11 protein-coding genes and 1 pseudogene are annotated in these 11,880 nt (G+C 58.1%); 2 read left to right on the top strand and 10 right to left on the bottom strand.

Annotated features, from left to right (window positions below):
• Window positions 1–518: 518 nt before the first annotated feature.
• Entirely contained in the window at window positions 519–1,337 is an 819-nt protein-coding gene (locus K290_RS0132550) for an alpha/beta fold hydrolase (RefSeq protein WP_028755349.1), read from the bottom strand.
• Window positions 1,338–1,499: 162 nt separating this feature from the next.
• Between K290_RS0132550 and K290_RS0132545 the strand changes: the two genes are divergently transcribed.
• Complete coding sequence (locus K290_RS0132545; protein ID WP_028755348.1) at window positions 1,500–2,426, top strand: LysR family transcriptional regulator; 927 nt, start codon at window positions 1,500–1,502, stop codon at window positions 2,424–2,426.
• Between the two features lie 173 nt (window positions 2,427–2,599).
• Here K290_RS0132545 and K290_RS0132540 read toward each other — a convergent pair whose 3' ends face one another.
• Complete coding sequence (locus K290_RS0132540; RefSeq protein WP_028755347.1) at window positions 2,600–3,385, bottom strand: PhzF family phenazine biosynthesis protein; 786 nt, start codon at window positions 3,383–3,385, stop codon at window positions 2,600–2,602.
• A gap of 392 nt (window positions 3,386–3,777) precedes the next feature.
• Here K290_RS0132540 and K290_RS39050 point away from each other — a divergent pair.
• Window positions 3,778–4,949, top strand: a pseudogene (locus K290_RS39050) (Fic family protein).
• Window positions 4,950–5,077: 128 nt separating this feature from the next.
• Here the strand turns inward: K290_RS39050 and K290_RS37630 are convergent.
• The 8 genes from K290_RS37630 to K290_RS0132490 form a co-directional block, all read right to left on the bottom strand.
• Complete coding sequence (locus K290_RS37630) at window positions 5,078–5,404, bottom strand: hypothetical protein (protein WP_154668711.1); 327 nt, start codon at window positions 5,402–5,404, stop codon at window positions 5,078–5,080.
• A gap of 127 nt (window positions 5,405–5,531) precedes the next feature.
• On the bottom strand, window positions 5,532–6,149 hold the full coding sequence (locus tag K290_RS0132525) for a GGDEF domain-containing protein (protein ID WP_245276723.1): 618 nt from the start codon (window positions 6,147–6,149) through the stop codon (window positions 5,532–5,534).
• 670 nt (window positions 6,150–6,819) lie between these two features.
• Complete coding sequence (locus tag K290_RS0132515; RefSeq protein WP_028755344.1) at window positions 6,820–7,737, bottom strand: NADP-dependent oxidoreductase; 918 nt, start codon at window positions 7,735–7,737, stop codon at window positions 6,820–6,822.
• Window positions 7,738–7,928: 191 nt separating this feature from the next.
• Complete coding sequence (locus K290_RS0132510; protein WP_028755343.1) at window positions 7,929–8,393, bottom strand: DUF3788 domain-containing protein; 465 nt, start codon at window positions 8,391–8,393, stop codon at window positions 7,929–7,931.
• Between the two features lie 69 nt (window positions 8,394–8,462).
• A complete protein-coding gene (locus K290_RS0132505; RefSeq protein WP_028755342.1) occupies window positions 8,463–9,152 on the bottom strand; it encodes an FMN-dependent NADH-azoreductase in 690 nt (229 codons plus the stop codon).
• A gap of 43 nt (window positions 9,153–9,195) precedes the next feature.
• Window positions 9,196–9,741 carry a carboxymuconolactone decarboxylase family protein gene (locus tag K290_RS0132500; protein ID WP_028755341.1) on the bottom strand — a complete coding sequence of 182 codons (546 nt, stop codon included), beginning with the start codon at window positions 9,739–9,741 and terminating at the stop codon, window positions 9,196–9,198.
• 32 nt (window positions 9,742–9,773) lie between these two features.
• Entirely contained in the window at window positions 9,774–10,424 is a 651-nt protein-coding gene (locus tag K290_RS0132495) for a nitroreductase family protein (protein ID WP_028755340.1), read from the bottom strand.
• A 114-nt stretch (window positions 10,425–10,538) separates the two neighbouring features.
• Window positions 10,539–11,507: an AraC family transcriptional regulator gene (locus K290_RS0132490; RefSeq protein WP_028755339.1), complete on the bottom strand. Its 969-nt coding sequence runs from the start codon at window positions 11,505–11,507 to the stop codon at window positions 10,539–10,541.
• Window positions 11,508–11,880 lie beyond the last annotated feature (373 nt).

Here is an 11,880-nt window from a genome sequence, read left to right as displayed (position 1 = left end):
GTGGTGTCCCTCAGGTTGGCTCTAAGCAACCCGACCCTACCGGAAATCACCGATGGCTATGAAATCAAGCTACACCACTCCATGGGACACGATCTTGGTTCAGCTCTCTTCACAACAACGGATCCGATTTTGTTGACTGTGAGTCGTGATCTTTAAAGTCGCGTTGCAGCCAAGTGCGGGACGACTGCTTCGCGCCTCCATTTCAGTCGTTCAGACACTATGGTTAGTGTCCCAAAAGCTGTCATCGAGCTGAGCGCCAAAAACTCGAAGACGATGTCAACTCAGCCAGAGGTTACCTAAAGGCCGGAAGCCGATAAACGAGCCTATGACGGGCACTTTTGAAGGTGGTGTTCCCTCCGACATTAAATCGACGGGAATCCCCGGCTCTTAATTCCTAAATGTCGGAAGTACGGTTCGGAAAGGCTCCACGTACCAGCATCAACAGCTGTCACCCGGCGGTGCCGGGTGATAAATCCTCTGTCCGACGTTGGATGACGGCCGCGGTCCGGTCGATGTCGTCAAGATCTGATGAACGAGAGTAGAGCGGGGTTGAGGACATCCGCATGCGTGGTCAGCATGCCATGGGGGTAGCCGGGGTAGGTTTTCAGCGACCCGTTCTTGAGCAGATCGACCGCACGCGGCACGGAACTTGCGAAAGGGACGACCTGATCGGCCTCGCCATGCATCACCAGCACCGGCACGGTGATCTTCTTGAGGTCTTCAGTATAATCTTCGAGCCAGGAGTCGACAGTTGCATAATGTGCCAAGGCGCCGCCGGCCATGCCCTGGCGCCACCAGTTCGCAATGACTGCTTCCGAGGGCTTGGCCCCGTCCAGATTGTAGCCATAGAATGGGTTCTCAGGAACGAAACGGAAGAACTCTGCCCGGTTGCCCAGCACGCCTGCACGGATCGCCTCGAACCATTCCGGTGGCTGACCGGCGGGGTTGTTCTCGGTCCGATACATGTTCGGCGTCAGCGAAGCGACCAGGACCGCCTTCGCGACGCGTTCCTGATAGCGGGCGACGTAACGAGCCACTTCGCCGCCACCTGTCGAGTGGCCGATGTGGACCGCGTGGCGCAGGTTGAGATACTCGGTCAGGGCCGCGAGGTCGGCAACCCAATGGTCCATGTCGTTGCCCGTGCCGGGCTGGTCGGACCGGCCGTGCCCACGCCGGTCGTGCGCGATTACCCGATAGCCGTGTCGAAGGAAGAAGGTCATCTGGGCGTCCCAGTCGTCCGCCGACAGCGGCCAGCCGTGGCTGAATACGATCGGCTGGCCCGAGCCCCAGTCCTTATAGAAGATGTTTACGCCGTCTGCGGTAGTGATCGTAGGCATCGAGTCGCTCCTTCTCCAATTGGACACAGTTGAGTGGGAAATACCTCCGGTGAGGCGCGTTTGATTATATCCCCAAATCGCGACGTTAACTAAATCGCCCTTTTTTCAATGACAAATACCTTGTATGTTCGAGCTATGCCTTAAAGGTATAGCGAGGAGCTGATGGAACTGAGGCATTTGCGCTATTTTGTTGCTGTTGCCGAGGAGGGCGGGTTGTTGACGGCTGCCCAGCGGCGACTGAACACCTCCCAGCCATCATTGAGCCGGCAGATTCGCGATCTCGAATCTGAAGTCGGTGTTCAGCTATTAGAGCGGCAGGCGCGCGGCGTTGTGCTCACGGATGCGGGGCGCGTTTTTCTGGATCATGCTCGGCTGGCACTTTTGCAAGTCGAGGCTGCGATCGAAGGCGCCCGGCGGACGGCGGAGCCGAAAAGGCCCACACTCGCTATGGGGTTTCTGGTTGGGCTGGAGGTCACGTGGCTGCCTCACCTATTGCGCATGATCCGCGAGGAAGCGCCGGAGACCGAAGTCACGCTGTGTAGTTTATCCTCTCCGGAGCTTGCTCTTGCGTTAATGCGCGGGAGGTTGGACCTAGCCTTCCTTCGCCCCGAGAAACAGAGTTTAGGCTTATCTTTCAAATTGCTGGCGAAAGAGCCTCTGCTCGCCGTGCTGCCGGCGAGCCATCGCTTGGCATCGCGCAAAAAGATTCGGCCGGAAGATCTTGCCCGCGAAATTTATGTCAGTTCGGCGAGAACGTCTCCGGTATTGCAAGCTGTGATTCAGGATTATGCATCAAGTGCGGGGATCGTGCTCAAGGCAAAATACGAAGGCGAGAACATATCGTCGGCAATGTCGCTCGTCGCATCCACGGGCGGAGTTACACTCGTCCCGCTTTATGCGCAAAATATGCTGGCACCAAACGTTGTCGCTAGAGCGCTGGAAGGTGTGCCTCCGACGGTCGATCTCACTCTCGGATACAGCGAAGCAAATTCCTCTCCCTTGCTTCGCCGGCTTTTATCGCGTGCGGATGAATTGGTTGAAAACGTGCAAAATCAGAGCATCATCCGATACGCTGAAGCTCTATCGTAAAATCCTTGCTGCAAAGACCGATGGCGACATGGTTCTCCGCCGCAATCAATGATCAACACAGCACCCTTTTTTGCGACATTATGGAGCAATTGCCACAATATCTAAGCGAAGGGCTCCATACTGCCGCGACTATGTCGGCGCTGCTGAATACACTAGCGGTCCGGATGCCAGCCTTAGATGTCTGCCTGGCCTTCGAGGTAGAAGACGCAAGAACCCTCAAGCTCGACGCGCTCGCCGAAAGTGCGGCAACGTAGCTCACCACCGCGCGCGGAGGCCTGGAATGCGCGTAGGCTGGTTTTGCCGAGGCGGCTCGCCCAGTAGGGCGTGAGCGCGCAATGCGCTCCGCCCGTGACCGGATCTTCAGGAATGCCTTTGGCGGGGGCGAAATAGCGGCTGACGCAGTCATAACCATCGTCGCCCGGTGCGGTGACAATCAGGCCAGCCCGACCAAGTAGGGTGACTGCCCCGAGATCCGGGGCCAGTTTCCGAACCTGCTCGGCAGTTTCCAGGACCGCGAGATAGTTATGCTGATCCACCAAAGTCTCGGTCGGGTTCTGCCCGATCGCGGCGGTCAGCGCCTCGGGCGTGGAAGTGGCAAGCATGGGCCGAGCCGGAAAGTCCATGACATAGCTGTCCCCCGAACGGGAAACGACGAGCGGGCCGCTTGCGGAATGGAAGGTTACGACCTCCCGACCCGGCTCAAGCCGCTCAAGAACCACGGCAGCGCTTGCGAGCGTTGCATGGCCGCATAGAGGCACCTCAACGGTCGGCGTGAACCAACGCAAACGATAGTCGGCGCCGTCACGAACCAGGAATGCGGTCTCTGCGAGATTATTCTCGGCGGCGATGTCCTGCAGACGCGCATCATCGAGGAAGCTTTCGAGGATCATCACGGCAGCCGGATTGCCGCCAAAGCGCCGCCGCGTGAAGGCGTCTACCTGGAAAATCTGTACCAACATCAAGGTCTCCGTTCATTTGCTCCCAGACAGCCGCTGATTGACCAAGCAGTCAATTCGCTTGTTGTCGCCGTGACAATTTCAAGGGGCACGTCGATGCCTTGTGGCACTTGCTCCATAATGCCGCTTTTTTGCAAAGAGGCACTGATTGCGATAGCGCGGCGATCGCCTTGCAACCTGACAAGGTGGAAGCTGCAATCTCCAACCATAACAGCACAACTTCTCAACTACTTAAGACAATTCTTCGGTCCAGACGATGACGAGTCATAGGTTCGCATCTGTTCAAGAGCGGCGACTAAAAAACTGCGCTTATTTAAGGACGCTTACCTTAGCCCCTCGCTTATTTAAGCGAAGCCGCGCTTGCTTAAATAGCGACCGAAAAGCATACTCTGGCTATGTCTGATTCTGAATTCAATCAGCGGCTCGGGCGCTTTGTAGAAACATCCGCCGCCGGCGAAAAGGTGCGGGCGTTCACCACCGCCATTGCCGCCCCGACCCGCTATCGATGTGCTTTCACTGTTGGAACGTCTCAGCTTGGCGGAGCGAGCACTGGGACGCCTGGACGGCAGCACAGTGCTACTCCCGCGCCAGGAGCTGTTTCTTTATATGTATGTCAGGAAAGAAGCGGTTTTATCCTCGCAGATCGAGGGAACACAGTCGACACTCTCTGACCTATTGCGTTTTGAGACCGAAGCGCAGGCGGGGCAACCCATCGATGACGTCCGTGAAGTTTCCAACTATGTGGATGCCATGATGTATGGTCTGGAACGGCTCGAAGCCTTGCCCCTGTCGCTACGACTGATCCGTGAAATGCATGCGCGATTGCTGCAAAGTGGGCGGGGCGGCAGCAAGAATCCTGGAGAATTCCGCCGCTCACAAAGCTGGATTGGCGGAACGCGGCCGGGCAATGCACTCTTCGTGCCACCGCCTGTTACGGAGATGGACGTCTGCCTGAACGCACTTCATGCACGAAGATCGGTCGCGACTGCCCGCACTCATCAAGGCCGGCCTTCTGCACGTCCAATTCGAAACGATCCACCCGTTCTTGGATGGCAATGGGCGTATAGGTCGCCTCCTTGTCACCCTTTATCTTTGCATGAACGGGATTGTGCGTAAGCCGCTGCTCTATCTTAGCCTCTATCTGAAGACACATAGGACGGAATATTATCGGCTGCTCCAGGAAGTTCGTGAACAAGGCAATTGGGAGGCTTGGCTCGACTTCTTCCTCGCCGGCGTTGCTGACACCGCTAACCAGGCGTTCGACGCCACCGCCCGGATTGTCGACGTGTTCAAAGAAGATCGTGAGCGGATCACGACTGAAAGCGATCGAGCGGGTTCAGCGCTTCGTATTCACGACCTTTTTCAACAAAACCCGTTCTTTACTGCCAATCAGCTCGTTCAGAAGACAGGCCTATCCGCGCCCACAGTCAATGCTGCGCTGGCAGACTTGGAGCGCTTCGGCATCATCGAGGAAGTGACGGGTCGCAAGCGCGGTCGCGTTTTCAGCTATAGACGGTATCTCGCAATTCTGAGCGAGGGCACCGACCCCTTGCCAACGACTGCGTGAAGAAACCAACTAATTTACGGGTCATCGGTTCTGTTCCATTCAACTGCAAGGCTATACGTCGAGTGACGGCATCTCAGGTTCTGCCCCCAATTAGAGCTTGGATAGCCGCAACGCGCTCGGCCAAGCGATCACAGATGCACCTCTGGAAGTTTTCGATGGGCTATCGGAAGGCGCGCCCGCAAAATACTGCCTGGTATTTGATTGCGTCCTTTGCAACACCAGCCGATTGTCTCGCAAGGAACGACAACGCTGCGTTCGAGCATCAATTGGTCGACTTCGCGCAGGCTGACATTGAAGCGGAACCAAAGCCAGATCGTCGCGCGACAATCTCGATTGGCGTTAGGCGCAACTAGGGGCGCCGTAAGAAAACAACCATTGTCGCCCTTGTCGGGAAAGCTGCTCGTCGCGATGTGTAGATATGTGGCAGCGAGCGTTGTAATCGAGGTTTCCATCATGAAGGCTGTTTAACGAGACCCCACACCGACATCTCATCAGCCTCGGCGGATCCAGAAGAGCAACCGAGATCCCAGCTGGCTTTAACGTCGCATCAAAAGCGGGTCGCGGCGGTAAGGATCGCCAGCCTCAGGCGGCCGGCAGCGCCCTGATCGGGATGTCGTCGCTCTCCTCGCCGCACTCGAAGGCCATTTGGTCGGCGAGCTGGCGGAGTTGGTTGAAGTCGGCCGGGCTGTCGAAGGAGCTGCCGCCGAGGCGGATGGCGACGGAAAGCGGCGCGCCGTCGGCGCTGAAGGTGGCCGCAGAGACGCCCGTGCGGATGCGGGTGCCGATATCGCGGGCGTTCTCGACCGTGGCGCCAGGCAGGAAGATGCCGAGTTCGTTGGTCGCAAGCCGCGCCACGAGATCGCCACGACGAACCGAGGACTGGATGATCGAAGCAAGCGATTGCATCACGGTGTCGGCCCATTGCGGCCCGTAGCGGCGGCCGATGTCGTCGAGCGTATCAACGATGACGGCGATGACGATGCCGCCGGCATCGCTGGCGACATGCTTGCGCCGGTCGATAAAGTGCTCGACGGCCGCCGCAAAGGCAGTGCCGTTCAGCGTCTTCGTCATGCTGTCGTAGCGCGCCGAATGGGTGACGTTTTCCTGCATCTTGCGGACGACGTCGTTCTTGAGCTGCAAGGCAAAAAGCAGCGGAAAGGCCACAAATGCGGAGATAAGTGCTGCACCGACAAATCCCACTAAAAATGGTCGATCCGGCATCAATAGGTCTAATATAAGTAAAAGACCAACGGAACCGGCCACGGCGCATAGCGCGCCGAGCGTGGCCCTCCGCAGGGCTTTAAAAATAATGGCGGAGGGATGTCGCTGTTGTAGAATCATATCGGAACTATACCGTTCTGTAATGCTGCGTCAGCTAAACAGAGGTCCGATAAAAACCTAATTAAGAAATCCTGTAAAATTTGTTGCTTTGCACAGTCGAGGACAGCGCAGCTCGACTGAGCGGGCTCTGACAAAGCAGCCCGCACGAAATCGAGCTCAAGTCGCTGCTCTTGAACTTTAAGCCTCAACAGAAATCAATGCCGCGATTCTACCGTTTATACGTGCCATTTTGAACTCCTCAGTCGCTCTGAAACTGAACATCTCGCCTTGCACACACAGGAAGGCACCGCATTTTCCAAACTTAACGTCAGCCGTGGCATAGCGACCGTTCAGTCTCATTCCTATTGGAGCTTCGATCCAATACGGCGGGTCGCTCGTTCAAATCCTTTCAACTGCGAAATCTTGTTATCGCTTCGGGGAGCACCCGGTGGCATATCGCTGAATAACGACCGGAGCAACTCCGGCCGTTATTAGTCGGGCCGTAGGCCGATCCAACTAACTATCGGCTCGATCTCATGCCCGAAGTCTCTCATGCGTGTGTGCGGATGATTGTCTTGCCTGTCCGTCGCTCCGTCGAGTTGAATGCGGCGACGGCATTATCGAGTGTTGAGATGTTGCCGATGTTCGTCCGAAGGCGTCCGTCCCGTACCCGCTGAACGATCTCGCCGAGTTGAGCGCGATCAGACTCGACGACGAAATCAATCGCCAAGCCATCGGCGGGGCGCGCTTCAACCGGGCCCACGACGGATACCAGCGTTCCCCCGGCTCGTACCAGGCCCGCCGACCGCTTCTGGATCTCGCCGCCGATCATGTCAAACACGAGATCGACGCTCCCGATCTCCTCCAGCGTGTCGTTTGCGAGGTCGACGAATTCATTCGCGCCAAATTCGAGCGACTTCTGACGGTCCGCAGCACGTCCGGTCCCAATGACATAGGCGCCGAATTCGCGGGCGAGCTGCGTCACGATCGAGCCGACCGCACCGGCGGCCCCATGCACAAGAACGCTCTGGCCTGCCTGAAGACGGCCATGCTGAAACAGACCTTGCCATGCGGTCAGACCCGAGATTGGCAGGCTTGCACCGGCAGTGAAATCCACGTCGCCGGGGAGCGGCGAGAGGTTTCGTGCCTCGATCGCTACATATTCTGTCAGGGTGCCGTCGCGATACCAGTCCGCGAGGCCGAACACTCGCTGTCCCACCGACAGGCCGGTCGTGCCATAGCCAAGAGCGGTAACCACTCCGGCTAGCTCATGCCCGGGAATCGAAGGCATCCGCTTGCGGCCGACGCGATCGGTCCAAGTCGAGGGCCACGTCAGTTCGGTCGGGACGAAGCCCGATGCGTGAACCTCGACGATGACGTCGTTTATCGCCGCCTGCGGCTGTGGCCGTTCTGCCAGAGTCATGCCAGCCGTGCCGGCGGCTTCGTCGGTTGCTATGATCGCTTTCATCGATTCGTCTCCTTAGATATTTTGATGTTTTGCGGTGATACAGCGCGGAAGACCATTCGATCTGCCGTAGCTAGTTATGGTAAATGCCCTTAGCGGTTCCCTTGGTGTCGGTTTGCTGAGCGGCACTGTGTAAGAAGGTATGCGGGCTACTGGACCTGTTTTTTGCCGCAGTTTCAGGATGCCCGGGATACTCAGCGTGGCAGTGGCGGACGCTTCATCGCCAAGAGCTCTGTCACATCCTGCAGATGCTCTTTCGAAGAGACGGCAAGTGTCAGCCATTTCCCGTCGGTGTAGGTTCTGGCGTCATCGTAGACCTTCACTAGTTGCGGACGCCAGAAATAACGCCGTTCGTCAAACTTCTCCCGTTCCGCTTTGCCCATCACGACGACGGCTGAAAACCGCCGAAATTCGGGCACTAATGTCGTGAGGGCCTTGACCTTCTTGAAGCGTAGGGACCAACCGCGGTTCTTTCCGCCGTAAAGCCAGTCCGGTGCGAACACTCCAGGGTAGGACGCGTCGATCCAGGTTCGCAGTTCGGTCCATTGATCGTATGCATCTGAGCCCAGCCATTCGCGGATGGCGCCGTCTTCGGGTTGTGCCGAGTTGCCGGTGATCCTGTCGCCGATCTGGGGAAGCGTAGGCGTCGATAAAATCATCTGAAGCCTCATGTTGATGGTCCGGCTGCGCCGGTGGGTTGATGTGCAAACGTTGGAAGCTTTCCGTCCTCAGTGTGCGCTTGGCGATGCTTGCCGGGGCGAGGCGAGGTCGGCATACATCCAGCCGACGTTCGCGCTGATTTCGGTCACGCGCTCCACGGCGGTGACGTCCAGAGCCGCAAGCGCCTTGTCTCTCGCCCTCGCCGCATGCTCCCAGTCAAGGAAGGCAGTTCCTTCAAGCGGGAGAAACTGCTGGCTTTTCAGCCCGATGGAGCTGAGCGCGCCCGACAGATAGGGTGTCAAAAAATCCGGCTGGTTGGCACGCTCTCCAGTGAAGAAGCCGCCGGAAGCCACACCGACAAAGACCGGACGGTCCCAAAGCATTCCGACTTTCCCGGCCGGCGTTGATTTCATTGTACGGCCGACGCGCAGGATCTGGTCGATCCAAGCCTTGAGGACAGAGGGAATGGTCAGATTGTGCATCGGCGTTCCGATGACGACCGCATCCGCCGCTTCGACCTCCCGCATAAGCTGTTCGGAAAGGTCGAGCGACCCAGCCGGTGGGGCGGCTAAAGTAGCCCGTGACGCCAGCGCGGCGGCATAAAGGGCTTCGGTCTGAGGTAGGGGATCGGCGCCGAGGTCACGTCGGATGATGTCCGCGCCAGGTGCAAGCTCAAGAAGCTTTTTGACGATTGCGGCCGAAAGCTGCCGGCTATGGGATTGTTGGCGCGGACTGCTATCAATGTGGAGAATGTTCATGGGATTGATCCAACAGCTTCATGAGGTTGCGAGAAAGCGGAGCTCAGATCGCGCCCGCGGGGGCAACGGCGGGAAAGTCCTTGTCCGGATCGAAGACGTTGTTGAACAGGTTCGTCAGCGTGTACATGGCCACAAGGGCAACGATCTCGATGATGTTCGCGTCGGTAAACCCGGCATCGCGGACAGCCTTGAGATCATCATCGCTGACTTTCCCTCGGGTCTCGATAACCTTTCGCGCGAACTGCACTGCCGCATCCCGCTTTGGGTCATTCGCATGGCCCTTGCGAGCGAGAATGATCTCGTCGCCTGGCAGCTTGGCCATATGTTCGGCGGTGAAGCTGTGAACCGTGAGGCAGTAGTTGCAGCCATTCGCTTCTGAGACAGCAAGGCCGATGCTGTCTCGTGTCCTCACGTCAAGCGTCTTGCTGAGCGACCCAAGCAGGGCAGCCCATGCGTTGAAGGCGATCGGGCTTTGCGCAAAGGCCGCCATCATGTTTGGGGTGAACCCGATGTTTCTGGTGAAAGCATCGAGGGTCTCTTTGGATGCAGCCGGCACCTGTTCCGGCGTCAGAACGGTCGTTCTGGTCATGGTAGTCTCCATAAGTATTGATTGTGATGGGGTTATGCGAAGGACAGGACGTCTGCCACGGGCAGGCGTGGCTTCTGCGGCCAGTTGCCGGACCGCTCGGGTCCGACGGTCAGGAGCATGACCGGGATTTCATCTTCGGCGAGGCCGAACTCGCGATGCACGGCTTCGGCGTCGAAGCCGATCATCGGCGTGGAACCGAGGCCGAGCGAGCGGGCCGCATAGATGATCGCTGCCGTACCGAAGGTGGCGGAGCGCACCGCCTCGTCACGTTGCCGCTGAGGCTGATTGTCATAGAGGCTGCGGGCGGGCGCTTCCCATTCCGGCACCAGGTGAGCCGGCATGATACCGGCTTCCACGACCGGCGCCAGACGGGCGGGAACGGTACTGGCATCCGCCAATTGGCCGATGATGACAAAGGTTACCGCGGCGTCCAGGATCGCGGGCTGCTTCCAGGCGATCGGATGGAGCCGGGCCTTGGCTTCAGGTGTGCGGACGGCGATAAACCGCCAGTTCTGCAGGTGGAACGACGTCGGCGCCGATGTGCCGATGCGCACCAGATCCCGGATCTGATCGTCGCTCAATACGGCGTTGGTGTCGAAATATTTGGCGGCGCTGCGGCTGAGGATTGTTTCGATGACCGCATTCGACGCAGTTTCGGAGGCTGTGTTGCTGATGTAGTTCATTGGGTGGCTCCCTCATCAAGTGATTACGGAGCCGATTTTACGAACGTGGATGATATTATCGAGACTGAATAGCCTCAATATTATGCTCAAAAGGATCAAACCTTATGGCAAACACTAACTCGCAGTTTTCCCGCCGGTCTGCGCCAGCCTGCGCCATTCCCCTGGCGTCATCCCTATCTTCTCGGCGAACACGCGCCGGAATGCCGAAACGGATTGATAGCCGACCATTTCGGCGATTGCCTCGGTACTGATCGCCGGCTTCCTGAGCTCATTGGCTGCCAGACTCATGCGCAGATCAGTCAACAAATCGAGGGCGGAGCACCCGAGCCTGTCCTGGAAGTGCCGCATGAACGTGGCGCGCGACATGCCGCATAGGTCCGCAAGATCGGGTAGTTTCCAGGGCTTGGCCGGATCGGCGAGCATGGCGCTGATTGCCGGCGCCAATCGCGGGTGGCCGGCCAACGCCAACAAACCCTCGGGAGCCGTTGCGGATTCGCTGGCGGCGCGCAAAACCAGCGTGAAAAGAGCCGAAGACAGTGCATTGAGGACGGCGCGTCCTCCCGCGCGGTCGCCGGCCGCTTCCATGCGCATCAGCCCCACCAGACTCGAGAGTTGACCAGTTGCGAACGCGACACCGTCTTCGCGGGGGCCATCCGAGGTCCGCGCCACGAGATTCAGGGGCAGGTAGTTACGGATCAGTCGATCATGAGGCGGGGCGATGAAGAATCGGCCACACAACAGATCGAGTTGCTCGCCGTTGCTGTCGTTCTGGCTCAACATCCAACCGGCAGCACCCTGCCGCTGCCGAGTTGGGGCCGGCAGCTGCCCGCTACCATCGTGCAGCACATGTGCCGCACCGTGTGGTAACAGCACGATGTCGCCGCTCGTCAACTCCCGCCTTGTTCTTGCCTGCGGATCTTCAAATATCGCTCGGCCGCTGACGATAACATGGTACGGGATTTCGTTCGCGGCAGCCCGGTTCCAGGCAACGCGCCATGGCGCGCCGTACGCACAGCGCACTTCGAGTTGGCCTGTCACCGTAATAATTTGCAGCAGCTGGCTCAACCAATCGAGTTCAGACATAGGACCTCGGGAATCTACGGTTCAGGCATTCCATCGTATTGCACGATAACCACACGCACTCCATGGTCCAATCCACGAGCTGACGGTCATAATTCGCGGTGAAGGAGCGGGGTGTTGTGCAGTGGATTGGATCAAAGTGTATCTAATCGGGTAACCTGATCTGAAAACGCGGTTCCCTCACAACCATCGAACTGTGGAGCGATTACAAATCGATTTCGCTGACGAAGTAAATGACCGGGTCGCAGGTTCGTATCCTTTCAACTGCAAAGCCACCCTCCTGTCCATACCGGAGACATAGGTAACAGATTGTACCTAAGACATGGGTGACAACCTCGTGCCGAACGGGTTGTCGATGGTTTGCAAAGTTCTCTGC

The organism is Rhizobium leucaenae USDA 9039 (assembly GCF_000426285.1).
Lineage (GTDB): Bacteria > Pseudomonadota > Alphaproteobacteria > Rhizobiales > Rhizobiaceae > Rhizobium > Rhizobium leucaenae.
This window is presented reverse-complemented; position numbering and strand designations above follow the sequence as displayed.